Consider the following 24,037-nt stretch of genomic DNA (forward strand, 5'->3'; position numbering starts at 1 on the left):
TGCCCCGCTTTCCTTGCGGCCCGGCCAGGGGCGAGCGCGTGCCGGCGCGCCCGGCTGGCGGCCCACGGAACAAAAGGGCGCGCCGATGGCGCGCCCCTCCCCGCACGGGGTCATTGCCCGATGTGCTGCTTCAACCAGGCGTTGACCGTGTCGTGCCACTGCACGCTGTTGTGCGGCTTGAGCACCCAGTGGTTCTCGTCCGGGAAGTACAGGAACCTGGATTCGATGCCCTTGCGCTGCAGCGCGGTGAACGTGGCCAGGCCCTGCTCCACCGGGATGCGGTAGTCCAGCTGGCCCTGCACCACCAGCATCGGCTTGCGCCAGTTGGCGACGTGGTTGACCGGGTTGAACTTCTCGTAGTTCTGCGGGACGTCGTACGGGGTGCCGCCCTGCTCCCACTCGGTGAACCACAGCTCCTCGGTGGCATAGCCCATCGCGCGCTGGTCGAACACGCCGTCATGGTTGACCAGGCACTTCCACGGCTCGTTCCAGTTGCCGGCGATCCAGTTGACCATGAAGCCGCCGTAGCTGGCGCCCAGCGCGCAGGCCTTGTCGCCGTCGAGGAAGCCGTACTTCTGCTGCGCCGCGGCCCAGCCCTTCTGCAGGTCTTCCAGCGGGCGGTCGCCCCAGTGCTGGCTGATCGCGTCGGTGAACGCCTGGCCATAGCCGGTGGAGCCATGGAAATCGATCATCACCACCGCATAGCCCTGGCCGGCGTAGGTCTGCGGGTTCCAGCGGTAGCTCCAGCCGTTGCCGAAGCTGCCCTGCGGGCCACCGTGGATCAGGAACGCGACCGGGTACTTGCGGCCGGCCTGGTAGTCGTGCGGCTTGACCACGTAGCCGTGCACGGTCTCGTCGTTCCAGCCCTTGAACGAGAACTGCTCGAAATCACCGAAAGCCACCTCCGGCAGCATCTCGCCGGCGCTGGGGGTGATCGCGCGCAGCGGCGCGCCGGCAGCGGTGGTGCCGGTGAACACCTGGTCGCCGCTCTTGAGCGAGTTGCGGGTGAAGGCCAGCGTCTGCCCGGCCACGTCGAAGGACGAAATGCTGCCCTCGCCGACCACCTTGCTGACCGCGCCATCGGCTACCTGCACCGCGAACAGCGGGTGCTCGCCCATGTCCTGCGCGGTGGTGTACAGGGTGGCGCCATCGGCCGACAGGGTGATGCCGTCGGCTGAGCGGTCCCACTGCGGGGCGATCTCGCGGGTCTTGCCGCTGGCCAGGTCCAGCGCCATCAGGCCGAAGCGGTCGGCTTCAAAGCCCGGGCGCTTCATCGCGCGGTAGTACAGGATCTTGCCGTCGGCGCTGAACACCGGGCCGGCGTCCCACGCCGGGTTGGCGGCGGTCAGGTTGACCGGTGCGGCCTTGCCGCTGGCGTCGAGCTTGTACAGGTCGAAGTTGGTCGACCACGGCTCCTGCCGGCCCTGCACGCGGATGCTGGCGACCACCGAGGTTCCATCCGGCGACCACACGAAGTCTTCGTTGCCGCCGAACGGCTTGGACGGGGCGTCGCCGGCCAGGCCGGCACTGATCGCCGTGGCGGTCTTGCCCGCGGCCGCGCCGGCGGCCGGCAGCGGCGCCACGAACAGGGTGTTGCGGCGGCCGTCGGCCCAGGTATCCCAGTGGCGCACGAACATGCTGTCGAACACGACGCCGCTGCTCCTGGATTGTTCGCGCTGCTTGAGCCGGGTGGCGGTGCAGGCCAGGTCCGAAGCGCACTCCTGGAACGTGCCGGCGCTGAACAGCACGCGGTCGCCCTGCGGCGAGACCCGGTAGCTGTCCACGTCCAGCGCGAAGTCGGTCAGCTGGCGCGGCGCGCCGCCGGCCACCGGCATTGCGTACAGCTGCTGGCTGCCGTTCTTGGCGCTGAGGAAATACACGGTGCGGCCATCGGCCGACAGTGCGGCCGAGTTGACGTTCCAGCCCTCCGGCGAGAGCCGCTTCGGCGGTGCCAGGTCGCGGGTGCGCAGGTCGCGGATCCACAGGCTGCTGCTGGCCTTCAGGTCGGCGTCGACCACGCGCTTGGCGAAGATCACCTGCGCGCCATCGGCGGTGAGCAGCGGCGCGGACACGCGGTCCAGCTTCACCATGTCGCGGACTTCGAAGCCGCGGGCGCTGGCCAGCGAGGGCAGCGCGGCAAGCAGGCACAACGGCAACAGGGCGTGACGGAGCTTCATGGGATTCTCCCGGAACAAGGCAGGCAAACCATGGATGGTAGGCGCGGCCGGGCGCCGCGCGCAAAGGCTTGAAGTCATGCCTGCCCCCCCGCAACGACAAGGCCCCGCCGGAGCGGGGCCTTGCGCGGTCGATCATCGCCCGGGTGCGGGCATCAGCCCTTGGCCGGCGTCGCCTGCTCGCCCTTGCGGCCGACCCGGTACAGCAGCCAGCCGACCAGGAACAGCACCGCCAGGCCCACCCACTGCGCCGCGGCGCCGAGGCTGAGCGGCAGCGCCAGCACGTCCGGGTTCTGGGTGATCACGATCGGCAGGGCGATGGCGATGCCCATCAGCGCCTCGCCGGTGATCAGGCCGGCGGAGAACAGCACGCCGGGGCGATGCACGCGGTCCAGCGCCTCTTCGTCGTCGGCGCGCACCTTGTGGAAGCGCGCGACCAGGTGGGCCAGCAGGCCGCCGAGGAAGATCGGCACCATCAGCTCCAGCGGCAGGTAGATGCCGATGGCCGCGGCCAGCACCGGCACGCGGAAGCGCTTGCCGGTCTTCTTCAGCCAGCCGTCGATGGCGATCACCACCGCGCCGATCACGCCGCCGATGATGATCATGGTCCAGGGCAGGTCGCCGCCGAACAGGCCCTTGGCGACCGAGGCCATCAGGTTGGCCTGCGGCGCCGGCAGGGTCTTGGAGCCGATGCCATAGGCCTCCTGCAGCAGGTTCAGCACCGGTGCCATGATCAGCGCGCAGGAGAACGCGCCGATGCCCAGCATCAGCTGCTGCTTCCACGGCGTGGCACCGACCAGGTAACCGGTCTTGAGGTCCTGCAGGTTGTCGCCGCCGACCGCGGCCGCGCAGCACACCACCGCGCCGATCATGATCGCCGCCACCGCGCCCAGCGGCGCGCCGCCGACCTGCACCTTGCCGTCGTCGCCCAGCAGCATCAGCAGCACCACCGAGGCGAACAGGATGGTGGCGATGGTGATGCCCGAGACCGGGTTGTTGGACGAGCCCACCAGGCCGGCCAGGTAGCCGGACACCGAGACGAACAGGAAGCCGGCCACGATCATGATGATCGTCATCGGCACGCTGACCAGCCACTGGCCGACGATGGCCTGGTACAGCGCCAGCAGCGGCAGCACGAACAGCACCAGCGCCACCAGCATCCACTTCATCGGCAGGTCGCGCTCGGTCTCGGCCAGCGGCACGGCGCCGGCGCTCTTGCGCGCGGCGGCGAAGCCGCTCTTGATCCCGGCCAGCAGCGACTTGCGCAGCGAGAACAGCGTCCACACCCCGCCCACCAGCATCGCGCCGACGCCGAGGAAGCGGATCTTGGACGACCAGATGGCGAACGCCGCATCGGCCGCCGGCGCGCCGGCGATGCCGGCGGCCAGTTGTGGATCGCTGCCCAGGAACAGCGCGTGGTACAGCGGGATGGCGATGTGCCAGGACAGGATGGCGCCGGACAGCACCACGATGCCGACATTGAGGCCGACGATGTAGCCCACGCCCAGCAGCGCCGGCGACAGCCCGGTGCCGAGATAGCCGATCACCTTGTTGTTGGCGAAGTAGCCGGCGACCGCCCAGCTGTCGGGAATCACCTTCAGGCCATTGGCCGCGGCCAGCTTGACCACGCCGCCGATGGCGGCCGACAGGCCGAGGATCTTCAGCCCCGGCCCGGGGTTCTCGCCGGCCTTGAGCACTTCGGCCGCGGCCTTGCCTTCCGGGAACGGCAGCGGCTCCTCGACGATCATCGAGCGCCGCAGCGGCACCGAAAACAGCACGCCGAGCAGGCCGCCGAGGCCGGCGATGCCCAGCACCCACCAGTATTTGAAGTCGGGCCAGTAGCCCATCAGGATCAGCGCCGGGATGGTGAAAATCACGCCCGCGGCGATCGACGAACCGGCCGAGGCGCCGGTCTGGACGATGTTGTTCTCGAGGATGGTGCCGCCGCCGAGCAGGCGCAGCACGCCCATCGAGACGACCGCGGCGGGAATGGCCGTGGCCACGGTCAGGCCCGCGAACAGGCCCAGGTAGGCGTTGGCGGCAGACAGCACCACCGCCAGCACGATGGCCAGGACCACCGCGCGGAAGGTGAGCTGCGGGGGTGCAGCATTGTTCATGGAAATTTCCGGCTGGCAAAAAACGTTGCCACGCTAACGTCCGCTTAACGGCAAGTCCAGCCGTACCGCAGCATGCGCGACGTGCCATGCGGCCTGTCGCACCCCGGCACCGGGCCACGGCGACACCTGCATCCGCGCCCGCCCGGCGGCCGGGCCAGCACATGCGCCGGGCGGGCGCCGCCGGGCCCGTCCCGCGCACGGCTCCTATACTTGCCGCCGACTCCGCAGCCGGCGCCCCGATGCACGCAATCCCCGCCTCCCCGTCCAGCGACTTCCTCGGCCACCCCAAGGGGGTCTACGTCTGCTTCTTCACCGAAATGTGGGAGCGCTTTTCGTTCTACGGGATGAAGGCGCTGCTGCTGCTGTACCTGACCAAATACCACCTGTTCGGCGACAAGGCCGGGCTGGACCTGCTGGGCGCCTACGGCGGGCTGGTGTACTGCGTGCCGGTGTTCGGCGGCCTGCTCGCCGACCGCTGGCTGGGCATGCGCAAGGCGGTGGTGTTCGGCGGCATCCTGCTGGTGCTCGGCCACCTGGGCATGGCCTTCGAGGGCCACGCCGCGCAGCGCGTCGGCGGCGAGGTGGTGCGCGACGACGCCGCGCTGGGCGCGACCTACCTGTCGCTGGCGCTGATCGTGATGGGCGTTGGCTTCCTCAAGCCCAACATCTCCACCATCGTCGGCAAGCTGTACCCGGACAACGACCCACGCCGCGATTCGGGCTTCTCGCTGTTCTACGCCGGCATCAACCTCGGCGCGCTGTTCGCCTCGCTGGTCTGCGGCTTCCTCGGCGAGGCCTACGGCTGGAAATACGGCTTCGGTGCCGCCGGCATCGGCATGCTGGTCGGCCTGGCCATGTTCCTGTGGGGGCAGAAATACCTGCAGGGCCACGCCGAGCCGCCACGGCCGCAGGCGCTGCGCGAGCGGGTGGCCGGACTGCCGCGCGAATGGCTGATCTACGCCGTCGCCATCGCCGGGGTGGTGCCGGTGGCGGCGCTGATGTGGGCCGCGGCCAACGGCGCCTTCGCCCTGGGCGGCGAGATCAGCCTGGCGCTGATGCTGATGGTCGTGGTGCTGGGCGGCGTGCTGCTGTGGTTCGCCTGGTTCACCGGTACCCGCTGCACCCCGGTGCAGCGCCAGCAGATGATCGCGCTGATGGCGCTGATATTCATGGCACTGGTGTTCTTCACCCTGTACGAACAGACCTACGGTTCGTGGGTCACCTTCACCGACCGCCTGCTGAGCAAGGACCTGGTGCCGTCGCTGGTGATCCGCGACGGCACCCCGCTGCCGTGGTCGATCGCTTCGCTGCTGCTGGCGCCACTGGGTTTCGTGGTCGCCGCGCGCCTGTCCGAACGCACCCCCGGCTCGGGCGCGCCGCGCCTGCTGTTCGCCATCATCGTCGCGGCGATGCTGGTGCTGCTGCTGCGCGACTGCCTGGTGCTGCCGCAGACCGCCGGTTCGCTGACCTACCTTGGCGCGCTGTTCCTGGTGCTGCTGGCGCCACTGTTCGCCGCGTTGTGGGCGTGGCTGGACCGGCGCGGGCTGGATCCGTCCAAGCCGGTGAAATCCTCGTTCGGGCTGCTGTTCGGGGCGCTGTCGTTCGTGCCGCTGGCACTGGCCGCGCAGCAGGTCGGTGCCAGCGGGCAGATGGCCAGCGTGTGGTGGCTGGTGCTGGCCTACCTGGTCCTGGAGATCGGCGAGATGTGCCTGTCGCCGGTGGGACTGTCGGCCGTCACCCAACTGGCGGCCCCGCGCGTGGTCAGCCTGATGATGGGCACCTGGTTCCTGGCCACCGCCTTTTCCGAAACCCTGGCCGCACTGTTCGGCAAGCTCGCCGCCATCGACGTGCCCGAAGGCGAAGTGATGGACATCGCGCAGGCCGCGGCCCGCTACGAACACCTGTTCTGGCTGCTGATGTGGATCGGCCTGGGCTGCGCCGTGCTCGCCCTGCTCGCCGCGCCGCTGCTGAAGCGGATGATGCACGGGGTGCGCTGAGGGCGCGCCCTGGCGGGAGCACCAACGGCGCCAGCGGGCGCCGTTGGGATCATGGCGGATGCGCCCCTACTTCGCGGTGTCGCCGCCCAGGTGCCGCGACAGGAACGACGCACCTTCACCTTCCCTGCCCCTCCCTGATCGCCTCGTCCATGGAGGCCGATTCTCGCCACGCGGCAAGCCCATGTGCACGGGAGCGGCCGCCTGCGCGGCTCAGAAATCGACGTCCAGATTCACGTACACCGCGCGCCCCTGGATGCCGTAGATGTTCTGGTAGAACGGATACCAGGTCATGCTCGTGTCCCGGGGCCCGTAGCGGTCGAACAGATTGGTCACGTCCACGCCCAGGCGCACGTTGCCGGTGATCTTCTTCGACAGGCTGGCGTTCCACTGCACGTAGGACGGCAGCTGCGCGCTGGCCTGGTAGTTCACCCGCGCGCCGTTGCGGTAGCCATAGACGCTGGCCGACCATTCGCCGCGGTTCCAGCCCAGCGTCCAGTTGCTGCGCGAGCGGAACGCCAGCGGCTGGTTGCCGCAGCTGTAGGTGGCCGAATAGGAGCAGCCCATGTAGTCCTGCCATGGGTCGCCGGCGGCGACCTGCACGTCGTAGCCCAGCGTGCGGCTGTAGCCGGCGTTCAGGCTGAAGTCGCCGAACCTGCTCCCGCTCCAGGCGTACTTCAGGCTCGCGTCCACGCCCTTGGTACGCACGCCCGCCTGGTTGATGGCGTCCAGGAAGTACCCGGTGACTTTGCCCGCCGCGTCGCGCTGCACATAGGCCAGGTACACCGCGCAGGCACCGGAATTGGGATCGACCGGCGTGCCATCCACGCGCTTGCCGAGCAGGCAGCTGGCGTTCTCGCTCATCAGCGTGGCGGTATCCAGGTACTGGCTCTTGCCCTTGAGCGTGATCTCCCAGTAGTCGGCACTGAGCGACAGCCGGTCGGTCACGTCCCAGACGATGCCCAGGCCGTTGGAGGTGGCGGTTTCCTCATGCAGTCGGCTGTTGTTTCCGCCTTCCACGTACCAGGCACTTTCGTGGTGGTCGGCCCCGCACTGGGCGAGCCCGGCCGTCGTGGTCAGGTCCAGGCCGTCGCGGCGGCACAGGTAGTAATTGGTGATGTAGTCGTCATAGTTGGTCACCGGCTCGCCGTAGAGCCACATGATGTTGGGCGCCATGAAGCTGGTCTGCCGGCTGGCGCGCAGCAGCAGGTTGTCGAACGGCCGCCATTCGAGGCTGGCCTGCCAGGTGATCGCGTCGCCGACGTCGGAGATGTCGTCGTACGTGTCCCAGCGCCCGGCCACGTTGGCGACCAGGCGCTGCAGCAGCGGGATGCGGAACTCGACGCCGGCACCGTAGCGGTCGCGTGGCCCGCCACCGGACACGCCGGTGTGGTTGAAGGTCCTGTCGGCGCCTGTATACGTCCCGAGGCTGCGGCGATCCGGACGCAGTTCGTACTTCGAATGCGAGGCCTCGAACACCGAGGCCATCTCCACGTCGCCGGCCGGCAGCGCGAACAGCGCACCGTCGAGGACGAACTGCGCCTGCAGGGTCTGCGACAGGTTGCGGTTGCGGATGGTGTCCACCATCGACGCGTATTGCTGCGGGGTGATGGGCCCGAACAGCACCGACGGATCGATGCGGTACAGCGGCGCACCATCGACCTCGCCCAGCGCCTCGCCGAACAGATAGCGGTGCACGCGGTCGGTCATCAGCTGCTTCCAGCTGCTCTTCATCTCGTCGCGCGACAGGCTGACGCTGGCGTCCCAGTCCAAGCGCGCGCCCAAGGTGCCGCGCACGCCGGCGTTGGCGCTGAGGGTGGTCTCGTCCCACACCCGCATCGGCGCGCCGCCGATGTCGTTGGGGTCGAGCGCGCGCCAGTACTCGAACTGGCCGATGTCCACATCATGCGCGCTGCCGGCGTTATACAGGTACATGCTGGTGCGGTGCGCGGCCTCGCTGCGCGAGCGCTGCACCAGCAGCTGCCCGTACCCTTCCAGCGCGTCGTTGAAACGGAAGTGGCCGGACACGTAAGCCGAGGTCTTGTCGTGCTTGTTGGCCAGGGTGTCGCCGTCGTAGTAGTTGGCGTTGCCACAGGCATACGGCCGCGCAGCGCTGGCCGAGCCGTACATCGGGAAGTAGTTGCGCCCGAGGCTGCGGCAGGTGTGCTCCAGCGCCGCGGTGGCCGTCGCCGGATCGACATCGCCGGCATAGAGCAGCCGCCCGTCGCTGCCGAGCCAGTAGTAATCGTTGTAACCGGCATCCATCAGCGCCGTGTCCAGGCCGAAGGTGGGGCGGTTGCTGCCCGCATTGCCCGGCGCGTTCATGCCGGTGCGGATGATGTTGCCGCGCTGCCAGGAGAAGATCGGCTCGCGGTTGAGCTGTTCGAACGCATAGGTGACGCTGCCGCGGTCCCATGCCTTGCCGCCACTGAACTGGAACTGCCCGGTATCGCCGCCGCCACGCGTGGTGGTGCCGCCGCGAACGCGCAGGTGGTTTCCTTCCCAGTTGTCGCGAGTGACGATGTTGACCACGCCGGCGACGGCATCGGAACCGTAGATGGCCGACGCGCCGCCGTTGAGGACTTCGATGCGCTCCACCACCACCGCGGGAATGCTGCCGACGCTGACGCCGGTGGAGGCGGCGCCGGAGCTGGCCGCGTACTCGGTCATGCGCTTGCCGTTGAGCAGGATCAGCTGGTAACCGACACCCAGCCCGCGCAGATTGAGGAACGCGGCATCGGGCTGCGTGGAGCTGGCGTTGAACTCGCCGCCGACCACGTCGCCGTTGAACTGGGTCAGCGTCTGCAGCGTCTCGGCCACGGTGCTGTAGCCCTGCTTGCGGATGTCCTCGCTGGTGATCACCACCACCGGCGATGGTCCTTCGACCGCGGTGCGCTTGATCCGCGAGCCGGTGACCTCGACCTTGTCCAGGGTGCGCGCGACATCGCCCGCATCGGCCTGTCCGCTGGCCGCGTCCGGTGCCGCCTGCTGCGCATGCGCGGCGCTGGCGGCCAGTGCCGCGGCCGGCACCGCCAGGGCCATGAAGACCGCGACTGCAAGGCGGCGATGCTGCGGTTGTTGCGGGCGTTTGGACATCATGGTTCGTCTCCCCGTTGCTCGGCGTGGTTCGGCTGGAAGGCACTGCGGCGATGGCGATCTGTCGCGAAGGACGGCGTTGTCCCTTTTCCGGGCGCTACGGCGGGCTCCGGCGCTGCGCATCGCAACACCGGAATAGGCGGCACCAGGCCCGGGCACGTTCCGGTCGCATGGCGGCCCTGCGGGCACGCTTCCCCGGAACATGACGGCGATCCTAGGCGCGTCGCCAGCGGTCACGCATCGGGAGAAACCCCGATTGTTCGCATGCCGTGGCGGCGTCCGCCGACGTGGTACCGGCGCGTTCGAGGCGACGACGAAACCACTTTGAAAATGACACCTGCGCAGTGGCTCCAGGCGCGCGTGGATGCGGTATCGTTGCCGCGGTCGACGCAGGCCGCGACAGCACGCGCGCCGTCGCTGCACTTTGCGCCTGTCCATGCCGATCGCTGCATCCGCGGACATCGCCGCGCATGACGGACACCACCTTCTCGAACAGACCGGGGAAAAGATGAAGATCCAGGCACCACGCATGGCCGTTCTCGCACTCGCACTGGTTTCCGTCGGCATCGCGCCGGCGCTGCACGCCGCGCCCGGCGCCGGCGACCGGCCCGGTTGTGGCGCGCAGCCGGCATCGGCCAGCGCGCAGGCCAGGCGCGACGCGTTCGACGCAGCGATGCGCGCGCATGGCATTCCCGGCGCACAGTTGATCCATACCCGCGACGGCATCTCCGAGGCGTACTGCCATGGCGTGCTCGATGCCCGCGCGGCGGCCACGGTCGGCGACGACACCGTGTTCCAGGCTGCCTCGTTGTCCAAGGTCGTCGCCGCCTACATCGCGCTGCGCCTGGTCGACGCCGGACAGCTGGACCTCGACAAGCCGCTGTGGGACTACTGGCAATCGCCCAGGACCCGGGACAACCCGCTGGCGCGGCGGATCACCACGCGCATGGTGCTCGACCACACCAGCGGCCTGCCCAACTGGCAGATATCGCCGTCGAACCCGGCGATCGACCACACGCCGCTGCAAAGCAAGTTCGCACCGGGCGGGCACTATGCTTACTCCGGCGAAGGCTTCTACCTGCTGCAGCGCACGCTTGAGCACCTCACCGGCAGCAGCTGGAATGCGCTGGCCGCGCGCGAAGTGTTCTCGCGGTTCGACATGCCCAGCAGCAGCTACCTCACCGACCCGGCCCTGCACGCGCGCAACGCCAACGGCCACGCAGGGAATGGCAGCGCCGAACCCGAGCGCGTATTCGCCTGGGAGAACACCGCCTGGACGCTGGTCACCAACGCCCATGACTACGACAACTTCATCCAGCGGGCGTTGTACCGCGGCGAAGGCCTGCGCCCGGACACGCATGCGTTGATGTTCGCGCCGTCCAGCGATGCCGACGACCCGGCGGCGCCCAGCCCGGCCGATGCGTTCATCACCTGGGGCCTGGGCGTCGGACTGCAGGACGCCGATGGCCGGCGCCTGGCCTGGCACTGGGGCGACAACCCCGGCTTCAAGGCGTTCTTCATGCTCGACCCGGCCAGCGGCGAAAGCCTGGTGCTGTTCACCAACAGCGAGAACGGACCGGCCACCTACAAGCAGGTGCTGCGCACGTTCATGGGGCCGGGCAGCTACCCGGCGGTCGACTGGTCCAGCGCGCAGGATTGAGGCGGCATTGAGGCGGTACGGCAAAGGCCGGTTGCGGGCATGCCGCAACCGGCGCGGTCGTCGCGGTCACCCCGCGCTCAGCCCCATACCGCCGGTTGTGGCATCGACATGCGGCCCTGCTGGTACACGATGCCGCCCGGCCAGTCCTCGGCCTGCAGCCAGGGGCCATCCAGGTCGCAGACCTCGCACAGCTGCGCCAGCACCATGCCCGGCGCGACCGATACCGAGCCACCCAGCATGCAGCCGACCATCAGCCGGAACCCGGCCGCGCGCGCGGCGCTGGCCAGTTCCAGCGCGGCGGTGAGGCCCCCGGTCTTGTCCAGCTTGATGTTGACGAACTGGTAGCGTCCGGCCAGCGCGGGCAGATCCTCGCGCGTCGACAGCGCCTCGTCGGCGCAGACCGGGATCACGCCGTCGTAGCCCAGCAGCCCGTCACTGTCGGCCACCGCGACCGGCTGTTCGAGCAGGTCCACCGCGAATGGCTGCAGCGCCGGCACGTAGGCCCGCAGTTCCTCCACGCTCCACGACTGGTTGGCATCGACGATCAGCCGCGCCCGCGGCGCGCCGCGGCGTACCGCGGCCACCGCATCCACCGGCGAGCCCTTGCCGACCTTGACCTTGAGCCAGGGATAAGCGGCATGCGCCCGCGCGGCGGCCTCGTAGGCGGCGATGTCGCGGATGCCGATGGTCACCGCGCTGTCGACCGGCCGCCAATGGGCGATGCCGGCCCGGGTCCAGGCCGGCACCCCGCTTTGCCTGGCCTCCAGGTCCCACAGCGCGGCGTCCAGCGCATGCCGGGCGCCGCCGGCCGGCAGCAGCCGCAGCAGCGCGTGGCGGTCGCAGCCGCGCTCCAGTGCCGGGCGCACCTGTTCGATCTGCGCGAGCATGCTTTCCGGGGTCTCGCCGTGATAGCCGACGCCACCAGCTTCGCCACGGCCGACCCGGCCGTCCTCGTGCAGTTCGACGATGACCACGCGCGCCTCGCTGCGCACGCCGCGGGCGATCGCGAACGGCTCCCTCAGTTTCCAGGCATGCGGCCTGGCATGCAGCGTGCGCATGGCCATGCCCTCAACCCATGATCGAGGCGAGCACCCGGTCCAGGTCGCTGCGCATCGGGTCGAAAGCGGGCACGCCCAGCTCGCGCTCGGCACGCGCCAGGGCCTCCTGCGCAGCGGCGGCATCCAGCGCCGAGGTATTCAGGCTCACCCCGACCAGGCGCGCAGCGGGGTTGGTCAGGCGCGCGGCCTGCAGGTACAGGTCGCGCGCCACCGCCAGCCCCGGCACCGGGTAATCCGGCCAGCTGACCAGGTGCGTGCGCAGCGGGTCGTGGCACAGCACCAGGCCGTCGGCCTGCGAACCGTGCAGCAGGCCCAGGGTCACCCCGGCATAGGCCGGGTGGAACAGCGAGCCCTGGCCTTCGATCAGGTCCCAGTGGTCGGGCGCGGCGTCGGGCGAAATGCACTCGGCCGCGCCGGCGATGAAATCGGCGATCACCGCGTCCACCGCGATGCCGGCGCCGGCGATCATGATGCCGGTCTGGCCGGTGGCGCGGAAATCGGCATCGATGCCCTGCCCGCGCATCGCCCGCGCCAGCGCCAGCGCGGTGTATTTCTTGCCCAGCGCGCAGTCGGTACCGACCATGGCCACGCGCTTGCCGCTGCGCCGCTTGCCGGTGGCGCGCGGCAGGTTGTCCGGCGGCCGGCGCACGTCCACCAGGCGCACGCCCGAACGCAGCGCCGCCTGTGCCAGGCCGGGCACCGATTCCAGCGGCGTGTGCAGGCCGCTGACGATGTCCAGGCCCGCCTCCACCGCGGCGATCAACAGCGGGCTCCAATGCGCGGGAATGCGCCCGCCGACCGGGGTCACGCCGATCACCAGCGAGCGTGCGCCGGCCGCGGCCGCGGCGGCCGGGTCCAGCTCCGCCAGGCCGAGGTCGATGGTGCCGCCGGGCAACCGCGTCTGGCCGATGCAGTCCGGTGCGCTCCAGTCGCGCAGGCCGAAGGCGGTCTTGGCCTTCAGCGGGTTGGTTTCCTCGCCCAGGAACAACAGGTAGGGCATGTGCAGGATCACCCTGCCGGCGGCCGCGCTCATGGCCTGGCCTCGCTTCCCACCTGTTGCCGTTCGTTCGTGTAATGCATGGTCGCCACCTTTGCCCGGGCCGGAACTGATCGTCGCCATTCGACCATACCGGGGAACGCCCCGAATCGGGAAAAACCCGCATATTCCCGGCCAGCTGCCACGGCCGGCCGCGGCCGGCGCGCGGCGCTTGCCAGCGCTACGGGCCACTGCTACATAGCCACGATGCCGCGCGCCGCCCGCGCCCTTCCGGAGACGCCATGCTGATGCTCGATGCCCCACCCTGCGCGCGCGCCGATGGCCTGGCGTCCGCGCGCGCGGCGCTGGTGAAGGCGCTGGACATGGCGTCGCTGTGGCAGGCATGCGCGACACTGATCAACGCCGCCCTGCCGTGCCATTCGTGCAGCCTGCTGTTCGACATCGACGGCTACCAGCCGCTGCAGGGCCGGCATCACCTGGCCACCGCCGGCGACGACGGGGCGCGCCTGGTGACCAGCCTGGAAGTCGCCGCGCCCTACCTGGACGCCAATCCGCGGATCCGCTGGTACACGTTCTCGCAGATCGCCTCGCAGGACGCGCTGGCGCCGGAACGACTCAAGGCGCAGAACCCGGCGCCGGGCTGGCGCGAGTTCATCCACCTGGCGTTCTGGGACGGCACCCGGCTGGAGGCGGTACTGAGCATCCGCATCCTCACCGCCCATACCGAGCTGTCCGACGCCGAGCTGGCATTCCTGGCCGAGCTGTATCCGTTGCTGGACGCCAGCCTGCAGCGGGTACGCATGCTCGAATCCGACCGGCTGCGGCACAAGGCCGTGGAGGACCTGCTGTACGCGCTGCCGCTGGCCGCGTTGCTGGTGGACGGCAACCTGGTGCCGTCGTACATGTCGCGCGAGGCCAAGCGCATCTGCCGGCGCTGGAGCACCGATACGGAACGCGACGGTTGCCTGCCGCGTGCGATCGAACTGCCGCTGCGGCGCTGGATGGAGGGCGCCGCCGGCACGGCGGCGGCAGCCGGCCAGCGCGCCACTTTCACCGTGGCGCATCCGCAGCACCCGACGCAGTCCCTGCGCGTGGAGATCAGTTCGGCGCCCGGCAATTCATTCCGCCACGCCCAGCACCTGCTGATCCTGGCCGCCGATGGCGAGGGCGACGACGCCGCTGCCGCGCGCAGCCTGCCCCTGCTCACGTGCCTGTCGCCGAGCGAGCGCAAGGTCGCCGGGCTGGTTGCCTCGGGGCTGCGCAACGACGCCATCGCCGAGCGCCTGTGCCGTTCGCGCAAGACCATCGAATCGCAGATCAGCTCGATCTTCCGCAAGTTGAACGTGAGCAACCGCACGCAGTTGGCGCGGCTGCTGAACTGAGCCGCCGACGCATGCGGCCGTTCGAGCCGCGGCCGACGGGCTGAACAACCCGCGCCTGGGCCAGGCGCACTCCGCGCGCGCCCGGCGCATGGCGCGATCACCACCCCCGACCGGCCTCGACGGACCCGGCGCGCGCGGTGCGCATCGCCGGACCACTGGCGCCGTGCCGGCGGCGGGATGACGCCATTCAACGGACAGGCAGGGCTGTCTGGTCAGCGTGACCGCGGTGGCGGCGGCACCGTCGCGACCACCCGCCGCCGCATGCCGCGGCGGGCCCCGGCGCACACTTCAGCGCGGCACCGCTGCCGCCTGCGCGCGTCTTACCGCTTCCAGCACCGGCGCCAGCGGCAGCGCCGCGGCGGTGCCGCGGTGCCCGTGCACGGTGTGCGCGCGGAACAGCGAGTTGACGATGGCTTCCTCGGTCGCCTCGGCGGCGGCCTGGAACAGCGGCGACATGGCTTCGCCGGCCACGCTGCGCGCCGGCTGCACCGCCACCTCAGGGTCGCGCAGGTTCTCGCTGGCGGTCGAGAACGCGATGACGTAATCGCCCGAGCCGTTGGACATGACCGAGCCGGTGCGCGCCAGCCCGACCAGCGCCCGCTTCGCCAGCCGCTGCAGCTGCGCCGCGTCCAGCGGGGCATCGGTGGCCACCACCATCATGATGCTGCCGTCGCCGGTGCTCGGCGGCGGCACCGCCAAACTGCGCGCATGCGCCGCCGGATCCGGCAGAACCTTCCACACCGGCACCCCGGCAATGGTGAGTTCGCCGCCGAAATTGCTCTGCACCAGCACCCCGACCGTGTAACCGCCATCGGCCGCGGGCAGCCGCCGCGAACTGGTGCCGATGCCGCCCTTCCAGCCGAACGCGACCGTGCCGGCGCCGGCGCCGACATCGCCCTCCTCGACCTCGGCACGCGACACCGTGGTCAGCGCGCGCTCCACCAGCGCCGGGGTCAGCGGGCGCGCGCGGATGTCGCTGAGGTAACCATCGTTGGTTTCGCCCACCACCGGGTTGATCGAGCGCACCTGCTCCATGCCCGGCTGGCGCAGCAGCCAGTCCACCGCCGCGTCGGCGACCTTCCAGGTGCTCAGCGTGCCGGTCAGCAGGATCGGGGTTTCCAGTTCGCCCAGTTCCTGCACCTGGGTGATGCCGGCCAGCTTGCCGTAGCCGTTGCCGACCACGATCGCCGCCGGCACCCGCTGCCGGTACGGGTTGCCGGCGTGCGGCAGGATCGCGGTGACCCCGGTGTGCAGGCGCGTGCCCTCGCGCAGCGTGGCATGGCCGACGCCGACACCGGCCACGTCGGTGATCGCGTTGCGCGGCCCGACCGGCAGCGTGCCGATGACCACGCCCGCCTCGCGCGCACGCGGCCGCTGTTCGGCGGCGGGCGTGGCGGATGTGGCGCCGGCGGCGGCCAGGGCGAGCAGCAGGAGGGACCAGCGCTTCATCATTCGACTATCTCCAGCAGGACACGGGGACATGGCGGCACGGTACAGCAAGCCCTGCGGCTGCGGTCACGCGTCCCGGCCGCGGCCCGCTCCGGCGGCCACGACGCCTGTGATGCTGGCGCCGGAACGGGGCCGGCGCATCGGGGGAAATCCCCATTCTGGGCGCGGCGGCGCGCGCCCCGGGCCACGGCCTGGGCCGCGCCTCAGTGCGCGGCCGGTCGTTCGTACCAGCCCCGCGACCGGTTGACGATGTGGACCACCGACAGCATCACCGGCACCTCGATCAGCACGCCGACCACTGTTGCCAGCGCCGCCCCCGAATGCACGCCGAACACGCTCACCGCGGTGGCCACCGCCAGTTCGAAGAAGTTGCTGGCGCCGATCAGCGCCGACGGACCGGCCACGCAATGGGCCACGCCCAGCTTGCGGTTCAGCAGGTACGCCAGCCCCGAATTGAAGTAGACCTGGATCAGGATGGGCACCGCCAGCATCGCGATGACCAGCGGCTGCGCCAGGATCTGCCGGCCCTGGAAGCCGAACAGCAGCACCAGCATCAGCAGCAGCGCCGCCAGCGACAGCGGGCCGAGCCGGGCCAGCCAGCGGTCGAGCCGGGCCTGTCCGCACTTGCGCATCACCCAGGCACGCAGGCACGTGGCGATGATCACCGGCACCACGATGTACAGCCCCACCGAGATGGCCAGCGTGGCCCATGGCACGGTGATCGAGGAAATGCCGAGCAACAGCGCGACCAGCGGCGCGAACGCCACCACCATGATCGCGTCGTTCAAGGCCACCTGGCTGAGGGTGAACGCCGCGTCGCCGCGGCACAGGTTGCTCCACACGAACACCATCGCGGTGCACGGCGCGGCCGCCAGCAGGATCAGGCCGGCGATGTAGGAGTCCACCTGGTCGGCCGGCAACCACGGTCCGAACACGTGGCGCAGGAACAACCAGCCCAGCAGGGCCATCGAAAACGGCTTCACCGCCCAGTTGATGAACAGCGTGGTGCCGATACCGCGCCAGTGCCGGCCGACCTGGCGCAGCGCGCCGAAATCCACCTTCATCAGCATGGGCACGATCATCACCCAGATGAGCGCGGCCACCGGCAGGTTCACCTGCGCCCATTCGATGCTGCCCAGGCGCACGAACACGGAAGGCAACTGGTGGCCCAGCAACGTGCCCACCACGATGCAGAGCGCCACCCACAGGGTCAGGTAGCGCTCGAAGAACCCCATGCGTGGCGCAGCGTCACTCACTGGCTTCGTCCCCGGCGCCAATCGCGCCGATGCCGTCGAGCGCGGCCTGTAGCCCGGCACGGTCGCGCCAGAGCGCAGCCGGAAGTGCGAGCAAGGCCTTCAGCCGGGCCTGGATGACACGGTGGGCCTGCTTGAACGCGGCACGCTTGTGGTCATCGCTGCCATCGGCCGCGGCCGGGTCGGGCAACCCCCAATGGGTGCGCAGGAAATCGCCGAACACCACCGGGCAGGTCTCCGCCGCGGCCGCGTCGCACACGGTCACCACCAGGTCCATGCGCGGCGCGTCCGCCATGGTGAATTCGTCCCAGGACTTGCTGCGCAGCCCGGCAGTGGCAATTCCCTCGGCCCGCAGCTGGGCCAGCGCGAACGGGTTCACCGTGCCAGTGGGCTTGCTGCCGGCGCTGAATGCCATGAAACGGTCCCCGGCCCACGCCCGCAGCGTGGCTTCGGCCAGGACGCTGCGGGCACTGTTGCCGGTACACAGGAAAAGCACGTTGTGGGTCATGGGCGGGGGTGTCGTGTGGGGAAAGACAGGGCGCGGTGGTGACCGGCCGCGCGCTCAGCAGGCGCAGGCCGGCGCGTTCGCCGGCGCGCATGCGGCACCGGGCGAACCGGCACAGCAGTTGTGGGTGAGGTACTGGATCAGGCCGTTCATCGCCTGGAAGTTGGCGCGGTAGTAGACGTATCGGCCCTGGCTTTCGCTCACCACCAGGCCGGCAAGCACCAGTTCCTTCAGGTGGAAGGACAACGTTGCACCGGGAACACCCAGCGCCTCGCCGATGTCGCCGGCCACGCGTCCATCGGGGCCGGCCTCGACCAGCAGACGGAAGGCCGCCAGCCGGGTCGCATGTCCCAGCGCGGTCAGGGCAGCGATTGCATCATTCGTTTCCATTTTTCTAGAATAATCGAATGATTAAGCCCAAACAATCCTCCTTCGACCTCCCCACCCATCTGGATGCCGGCCTGCTTCCCGCGCCCATGCACGAACCCGCGGGTTCCGACGACCGGCATCGGCCCCGCATCCTGTTGCTGTACGGCTCGCTGCGGCCGCAGTCGTTCAGCCGCAAGCTGGCACGGGAAGCCGAGCGCATCCTGCAGTACCTCGGTGCCGAGACCCGGGTGTTCGATCCGCACGACCTGCCCATGCTGGACAGCGTGGACAAACAGCATCCGAAGGTGCAGCAACTGCGCCAGTGGTCGCAGTGGTCCGAAGGCCAGGTCTGGGTGTCGCCCGAGCGCCACGGCACAATCACCGGCGTGTTCAAGAACCAGATCGACTGGCTGCCGCTGGAAGACGGCAGCGTGCGGCCGACCCAGGGCAAGACCCTGGCGGTGATGCAGGTCAGTGGCGGCTCGCAGTCGTTCAACGTGGTCAACACCCTGCGCGTGCTGGGCCGCTGGATGCGCATGCTCACCATCCCCAACCAGTCCTCGGTGGCCAAGGCCTGGCAGGAGTTCGACGACGACGGCCGCATGAAGCCCTCGCCGTACTACGACCGGGTGGTGGACGTGATGGAGGAACGGATGAAGTTCACCCTGCTGGTGCGCGGCCACGGCGAGCATCTGGTGGACCGCTACAGCGAGCGCAAGGGCGCGGAGGAAGCGCGACGCATCGCGCAGGCGGCCGCGGTGACGGAATGACGGGATGACGCCGCGCTCCGGCGGCGCGCCGACCATCTCCCCCGCGTATCGCGCCGCGCCGCAGCGCGCGGCACAGGGCAGGTGAAAAAGAAAAAGCCCTCGGCAGCGAGGGCTTTTCCAGGAGTACCGGGCGATCTACCGCCGCGGCATCAAAACGGAATATCGTCGTCGGCGAAGTCGTCCATCGGCGGCGGGGCCGGCTGCTGCGCGGGCGCCTGCCGCTGCGGGCGCTGGCCGTAACCGCCGCCGCCCTGGTCCTGGTTGCCATAGCCACCGCCCTGCGGGCGCGGGCCCGACTGGCGCTGCGGGCGTTCACCGCCGCCGTAACCGCCACCACCGCCGCCACCCTCGCCACGGCCGCCGAGCATCTGCATCTCGTTGGCGACGATGTCGGTGGTGTACTTCTCCACGCCGTCCTGCCCGGTGAACTTGTCGTAGCGGATCTCGCCTTCGACGTAGACCTGCGAGCCCTTGCGCAGGTACTCGCCGGCGATCTCGCCGAGCTTGCCGAAGAACACCACGCGGTGCCATTCGGTGCGTTCCTGGTTGTTGCCGTCGCGGTCCTTGCGCACGCTGGTGGTGGCCAGGCTGATGCGGGTCACGGCCATGCCGCTCTGGGTGTACTTCACGTCCGGGTCGTTGCCGAGGTTGCCGACCAGGATGACTTTGTTGATGCCGCGGGCCATGGGATTCGCTCTTTGCGTTGTGTGCCGGGGTATGTGCCGGCTGCAGCCGGCATCCGTGGGTCCCGGTGCAGGTGCCGGGACGGAACGGGACATGGGATGGTAGCAACCCATCCCGTTCCCGCCCACCCTGCCGGCTCAGCCGGCGTCGTGCACCGACAGGCTGGCTAGGTAGTTGCCTACATCGGCGGGCCATTGCCGGAAGTGCATGGCAAGGGCGGCGGTGTCGCCCGCGAACAGCGCGCGGCTGGCCTCCTCGAAGCCTGGCAGGTCCCCGGCCAGCACCCGCATCGCCTGGTACTGCGCCTCGCGGCGCTGGCGCAGGTCGCCCGCCCCCTCGTCCTCCCGGCGCGCCTGCTCGACCAGCCGGCGCAGGGCCGCCGAGGCCCCGCCGGGCTGCGCCGCCAGCCATTCCCAGTGGCGCGGCAGCAGGGTGACTTCGCGCGCCACCACGCCCAGCCGCGGGCGCCCGCGCTCCCTGGGCGTGGGTTTTCCGCTCGCGTCCGCAACCGCGAAGCGCACGCGCAGCCGTTCCAGCACCTGCGCGGCATCACCGCGCAGGTCCAGGTCCACGCTCTGCCCGGTGCGGTCGTCCAGCACCAGCAGCGGGCGCCCGTGCGCACCAGTGCCCGCGCGCGCGGCAGCCTCCCGCGCCACGTCGCGCAGCGCGCCGCGGACCAGCAGCCGGCCGCCGTCGAACAGGGCGTGGGGCGCCTTCAGGGGATCGTTCATGCAATGGCTCCATATTTGACCCGGGTAATATTGCCATTTCATTTTTACCCGGGCAATATAAGGCCTCCCGCCAGACCCCAGCCCCCATGGACAGGCACCAGCGCCGGCAGCAGATCGCCGACTACAAACGCCGCGCGACCCGCAGCGGCATCTACCACGTGCGCTGCACCGCCAGCGGCGAAAGCTGGGCCGGACCGGCCAACGACCTGTCCACCATCGGCAACCGGCTGTTGTTCACCCTGCGCCTGGGCAACCACCCGCACCGGCGCCTGCAGCAGGCCTGGAACCTGCACGGCGCCGAAGCGTTCCAGTGGCACGACGCGCACGTGCTGGAACACGACCCCGACCTGCACGACTTCGAACGCGCGCGGCGGCTGCAGGACGCGTTGGCCGAGGTCTGCCGGCGGACCGGCGCCACGGCGCTGCGTTGATCCGTGGCGGCGGCACGGTTGCCGCCGCCACGTGGCATGATGGCCGGCACCTTCACCTTGCCGGTCATGATGGTCATCAAGGGCAAAGCCACGTCACTGGATATCGCGCACATGGCCGGCGTTTCGCAACCGACCGTGTCGCGCGCCCTGCGCGGCAGCCCGATGGTCAACGCCGACACCCGCCGGCGCATCCTGGAGATCGCCCGCCAGCTCAACTACAAGGTGGACAAGAACGCGTCCAGCCTGCGCTGCCAGCAGTCCGGCACGCTGGCACTGCTGTTCTTCGAGGACCCGACCCCGGACGACTCGCTGATCAACCCGTTCTTCCACTCGATGCTGGGCTCGATCACCCGCGCCTGCGCGTTGAAGGGACAGGACCTGCTGGTGTCGTTCCAGCAGCTGTCCAGCGACTGGCACGCCGATTTCGAGGACAGCAACAAGGCCGACGGCATCATCCTGCTCGGCTATGGCGACTACCACCAATCGGTCGAACGGCTGCGGCGCCTGGTCGAACAGGGCACCCATTTCGTGCGCTGGGGCGCGGCCCTGCCCGGCCAGCCCGGGGTATCGGTGGGCAGCGACAACTTCCAGGGCGGCTTCGACATCACCGCGCACCTGCTCGACCAGGGCCGGCGCCGCATCGCCTTCCTCGGCCACGCCTCCAGCCATTACCCGGAATTCCAGGAACGCTACCGCGGCCATGCGCAGGCGCTGCGCGCGCGCGGCCTGGAACCGGAGCCGGGCCTGCAGCACGACGCCATCACCACCGAGGAGTCCGGCCACGCCGCCTGCGCCGCGCTGCTGGCCGGCGGGCAGCGTTTCGACGCGGTATGCGCGGCCAGCGACCTGATCGCCATCGGCGCACTGCGCGCGCTGCGCGAGCACGGCCTGCGCATACCGCAGGACGTGGCGGTCACCGGCTTCGACGACATTCCGCTGGCGGCCTCGGTATCGCCGGCGCTGACCACGGTGCAGCAGGACACCAAGCTGGCCGGGCACCTTCTGGTGGAGAAGCTGCTGGCGCTGATCGCCGGCGCGCCGGTGGACAGCCAGAGCATCGCGGTCAGGCTGGCGGTGCGCGAATCCTCGCGCATGTAGCTGCGGGCCTTGCCGCGCATGGCGCTTTCCCGCTGACGCCCGAGGCGGGGCCAGCCCCGCATGCATGGGGTCAGCCGAAATCCCGCAGCAGTTCGCCCACGCCCGATGGCGCCACTTCGAAGCCCAGCGGCGTGCCCGGGTTCACCACCACGCCGTAGCCGCCCGGTACCCGGCGCAGCACGTCCAGCATCAGCCAGCGCAGCGTGTGCGGCGCCTGCTGGGCATGGATGCCGACCCGCGCCATGTCGGTGAACACCGCCACGTGCAGCACGCCCTGCTTGTCGAACAGCAGCGGATCAAAGCCGCTGCCATCGGGGGTGACCAGGCTGCCGGTGAGCAGCACCACCTCCGAGGCGACGAACGCCTGCATGAACGCCCTGATCGGCAACGTCCCGTCCATGGCGGCCTTGAGCAGCGTTTCGAGCGGGTTCTGCGGGGCAAGCGTGTCCATGGCGTGCGGCATCGGGGGGGCCGGGAATTGTACCGCCGCGGCGCCATCGACCAGGGCGTGTGCGCTGGCGGGGGCGACGTTCGCGCGCGCGGTGTCAGCGCGCCAGGCGCGCGTCGCGTGCGGCCTGGTCGGCCATCGCCGCGTCCAGCCGCGCCTGCAGTGCCGGCTGCCGCACCTCGGCGTCGAGCACGAACACCTTGACCGCGTGCGCCGGCACCATCGCCCGCAGCACGTCGCGCACCGCCTGCGTGCCACCCTCGAGCGCGTCACGCCAGGTGCCGGCCTGCAGGTAGCGGCGCACTTCGAAGGCCTGCGCGGTGTCGCCCTTGTTGAGCAGCACCAGTGCGGTCTGCGCGGTGCCGCCGTGCTGCAGCACGCGGTAGAACACCGCCTGGTCGCCCTGCAGGCGTTCGTTGACCTGCAGGCCGCGCTGCAGCGCCGGGGTAGCCTGGCGCAGGCGCGCAATGCGCTGCAGCGGGGCGAAGATGGGGCTGCGCGGCGCCGCGTCGATACGCTCCTGGCCGAAGTAGGCGCGGTTGCCGGCATGTTCGGCGCGGCCGCGCATGAAGCCGGTTTCCGAGCCGTAATAGAGCACCGGGATGCCGCGCGCAGTGAACAGCCAGTTGTGCGCGTCGATGAAACCGGCATCGCTGGCGTCCAGCCGCGCCATGTCGTGGTTGTCGTAGAACGTCATCAGCGCGTACGGGTTGGCGTACGGGCCGCCGTCCAGGTGCAGCGGTCCGGCCAGGGTTTCGTAGCCCTGGCCTTCCCTGCCGAACACCGCCGCCAGCGCGCCGCGCAGCGGGAAATCGAGCACGCTGACGTTGGCGTTGGCCGGCCAGGTGTGTTCGGCGATGCGCGCGGCGTCGTAGTCGAAGGCCTCGCCGAACATGAACATGCCCGGGTGCGCGGCGCGGATGCGCTGCACGAACGCATGCCACCACCGGTGCGGCAGCCAGCCGATGGTGTCGATGCGCAGCGCGTCCACGCCCTGCGCGGTCCACTGCAGGTAGGCGCCGACCAGGTAGTCCATCACCGCCGGGTTGTCCTGGTTGAAATCGGACAGCTCGGCCAGGTTGCCGTCGAAGATCGACCCCTTTTCGCCGTCGACCGGGCCGATGGCGTTGTAGAAGGCATGCAGCGGGTTGTGCTTCGGGTCCAGTTGCTGCGGCGGCAGGTTCTGGTGGTCGGCAATCAGCTTTCCGTCCCGGTCGAAGATCTGGCCGAACTGCGGCTGCAGCACCGGCATGGTCCAGGCCGGCGAGCCGTGGTTGCCGACGATGTCCAGCACCACCTTCAGGCCGGCATCGTGCAGGCCGCGGGTAAGGCCGGAAAAATCCAGGTCCGCGCTGGGCAGGTGTTCGTCCAGCCGGTAGAAATTGATGCCCCAGTAACCGTGGTAGCCGGTCTTGCCGCGGTCGGTCAGGCTGCTGTTGCAGGTGACCGGGCGGCTGCCGGTGAACGCCTGGTCGGGGTTGTCGACGATCGGCGTGATCCACACCGCGCCGAAGCCGAGGTTGCGGATGTACCGCGCATTGTCGAGCACGCCGCGGAAATCGCCGCCGAGGTAGCCGATGTTGCCGTCGATACCGTCCGCGCAATGCACCGGGATGTCGAAGGTCGGGTGCGCGCCGCCCTGCTCGCGCTGGTCGTTGGCCGGGTCGCCATTGACGAAGCGGTCGGTGATCACGAAGTACACCGCGTCGCCGGCGAACGGCTCGGTGGTGCCGACGTAGTCCGGGCGCGGTGCGGCCGCGGCGGCGCCGGCCAGCAGGGCAAGGGAAAGCGCCGGCGCCAGGCCGGCCATCGACAGACGCA

The 24,037-nt window shown here is 70.0% G+C and carries 19 protein-coding genes; 6 read left to right on the forward strand and 13 right to left on the reverse strand.

The features are described from left to right. Positions 1-110: 110 nt before the first annotated feature. Positions 111-2,177, reverse strand: a complete 2,067-nt coding sequence (locus MKP15_RS02010; RefSeq protein WP_240211616.1) for a S9 family peptidase — start codon at positions 2,175-2,177, stop codon at positions 111-113. A gap of 152 nt (positions 2,178-2,329) precedes the next feature. Continuing rightward, the gene (locus MKP15_RS02015) at positions 2,330-4,291 is read right to left on the reverse strand and encodes an oligopeptide transporter, OPT family (protein WP_104938331.1); all 1,962 of its coding nucleotides are present in this window, start codon (positions 4,289-4,291) and stop codon (positions 2,330-2,332) included. Positions 4,292-4,530: 239 nt separating this feature from the next. On the opposite strand from MKP15_RS02015, the gene MKP15_RS02020 reads away from it, so the two are divergent. Then, a complete protein-coding gene (locus tag MKP15_RS02020) occupies positions 4,531-6,288 on the forward strand; it encodes an oligopeptide:H+ symporter (protein WP_240211617.1) in 1,758 nt (585 codons plus the stop codon). Between the two features lie 210 nt (positions 6,289-6,498). Here MKP15_RS02020 and MKP15_RS02025 read toward each other — a convergent pair whose 3' ends face one another. Then, a complete protein-coding gene (locus MKP15_RS02025; protein WP_240211618.1) occupies positions 6,499-9,384 on the reverse strand; it encodes a TonB-dependent receptor in 2,886 nt (961 codons plus the stop codon). A 526-nt stretch (positions 9,385-9,910) separates the two neighbouring features. On the opposite strand from MKP15_RS02025, the gene MKP15_RS02030 reads away from it, so the two are divergent. Beyond that, a complete protein-coding gene (locus MKP15_RS02030) occupies positions 9,911-11,041 on the forward strand; it encodes a serine hydrolase domain-containing protein (RefSeq protein WP_240211619.1) in 1,131 nt (376 codons plus the stop codon). A gap of 77 nt (positions 11,042-11,118) precedes the next feature. Here the strand turns inward: MKP15_RS02030 and dgcA are convergent, their stop codons facing one another. Both dgcA and MKP15_RS02040 read right to left on the reverse strand, forming a co-directional pair. Then, positions 11,119-12,099, reverse strand: a complete 981-nt coding sequence (dgcA, locus tag MKP15_RS02035; RefSeq protein ID WP_240211620.1) for an N-acetyl-D-Glu racemase DgcA — start codon at positions 12,097-12,099, stop codon at positions 11,119-11,121. A gap of 10 nt (positions 12,100-12,109) precedes the next feature. Next, positions 12,110-13,132 carry a DUF1611 domain-containing protein gene (locus tag MKP15_RS02040; protein WP_161614102.1) on the reverse strand — a complete coding sequence of 341 codons (1,023 nt, stop codon included), beginning with the start codon at positions 13,130-13,132 and terminating at the stop codon, positions 12,110-12,112. 245 nt (positions 13,133-13,377) lie between these two features. Between MKP15_RS02040 and MKP15_RS02045 the strand changes: the two genes are divergently transcribed. After that, entirely contained in the window at positions 13,378-14,478 is a 1,101-nt protein-coding gene (locus MKP15_RS02045) for a LuxR C-terminal-related transcriptional regulator (protein WP_240211621.1), read from the forward strand. A gap of 288 nt (positions 14,479-14,766) precedes the next feature. Here the strand turns inward: MKP15_RS02045 and MKP15_RS02050 are convergent, their stop codons facing one another. The 4 genes from MKP15_RS02050 to MKP15_RS02065 form a co-directional block, all read right to left on the reverse strand. After that, positions 14,767-15,927 carry a P1 family peptidase gene (locus MKP15_RS02050; protein WP_240211622.1) on the reverse strand — a complete coding sequence of 387 codons (1,161 nt, stop codon included), beginning with the start codon at positions 15,925-15,927 and terminating at the stop codon, positions 14,767-14,769. 203 nt (positions 15,928-16,130) lie between these two features. After that, positions 16,131-17,162 carry an ACR3 family arsenite efflux transporter gene (arsB, locus tag MKP15_RS02055; protein ID WP_240211713.1) on the reverse strand — a complete coding sequence of 344 codons (1,032 nt, stop codon included), beginning with the start codon at positions 17,160-17,162 and terminating at the stop codon, positions 16,131-16,133. A gap of 13 nt (positions 17,163-17,175) precedes the next feature. Next, positions 17,176-17,688, reverse strand: a complete 513-nt coding sequence (locus MKP15_RS02060) for an arsenate reductase ArsC (protein WP_240211623.1) — start codon at positions 17,686-17,688, stop codon at positions 17,176-17,178. A gap of 54 nt (positions 17,689-17,742) precedes the next feature. Continuing rightward, complete coding sequence (locus MKP15_RS02065; RefSeq protein WP_240211624.1) at positions 17,743-18,075, reverse strand: metalloregulator ArsR/SmtB family transcription factor; 333 nt, start codon at positions 18,073-18,075, stop codon at positions 17,743-17,745. A gap of 17 nt (positions 18,076-18,092) precedes the next feature. Here MKP15_RS02065 and arsH point away from each other — a divergent pair, with 17 nt between their 5' ends. Then, on the forward strand, positions 18,093-18,824 hold the full coding sequence (gene arsH, locus MKP15_RS02070; RefSeq protein WP_275692437.1) for an arsenical resistance protein ArsH: 732 nt from the start codon (positions 18,093-18,095) through the stop codon (positions 18,822-18,824). 149 nt (positions 18,825-18,973) lie between these two features. Here arsH and ssb read toward each other — a convergent pair whose 3' ends face one another. Continuing rightward, positions 18,974-19,510: a single-stranded DNA-binding protein gene (gene ssb / locus MKP15_RS02075; RefSeq protein WP_240211625.1), complete on the reverse strand. Its 537-nt coding sequence runs from the start codon at positions 19,508-19,510 to the stop codon at positions 18,974-18,976. Positions 19,511-19,645: 135 nt separating this feature from the next. Next, a complete protein-coding gene (locus MKP15_RS02080; protein ID WP_240211626.1) occupies positions 19,646-20,239 on the reverse strand; it encodes a DUF2239 family protein in 594 nt (197 codons plus the stop codon). 86 nt (positions 20,240-20,325) lie between these two features. Between MKP15_RS02080 and MKP15_RS02085 the strand changes: the two genes are divergently transcribed. Together MKP15_RS02085 and MKP15_RS02090 are read left to right on the forward strand one after the other, a co-directional pair. Continuing rightward, entirely contained in the window at positions 20,326-20,670 is a 345-nt protein-coding gene (locus MKP15_RS02085) for a GIY-YIG nuclease family protein (protein WP_240211627.1), read from the forward strand. A 69-nt stretch (positions 20,671-20,739) separates the two neighbouring features. After that, the gene (locus tag MKP15_RS02090) at positions 20,740-21,768 is read left to right on the forward strand and encodes a LacI family DNA-binding transcriptional regulator (RefSeq protein WP_161615060.1); all 1,029 of its coding nucleotides are present in this window, start codon (positions 20,740-20,742) and stop codon (positions 21,766-21,768) included. A 70-nt stretch (positions 21,769-21,838) separates the two neighbouring features. Here the strand turns inward: MKP15_RS02090 and MKP15_RS02095 are convergent, their stop codons facing one another. Together MKP15_RS02095 and MKP15_RS02100 are read right to left on the reverse strand one after the other, a co-directional pair. Continuing rightward, positions 21,839-22,219, reverse strand: a complete 381-nt coding sequence (locus MKP15_RS02095; RefSeq protein WP_240211628.1) for an SseB family protein — start codon at positions 22,217-22,219, stop codon at positions 21,839-21,841. 94 nt (positions 22,220-22,313) lie between these two features. After that, positions 22,314-24,026 (reverse strand): alpha-amylase family glycosyl hydrolase, encoded by a 1,713-nt coding sequence (locus tag MKP15_RS02100; RefSeq protein WP_240211715.1) that lies wholly within the window; start codon positions 24,024-24,026, stop codon positions 22,314-22,316. Between the last annotated feature and the right edge of the window lie 11 nt (positions 24,027-24,037).

It is taken from the genome of Stenotrophomonas sp. Y6, from assembly GCF_022436665.1.
Lineage (GTDB): Bacteria > Pseudomonadota > Gammaproteobacteria > Xanthomonadales > Xanthomonadaceae > Stenotrophomonas > Stenotrophomonas acidaminiphila_A.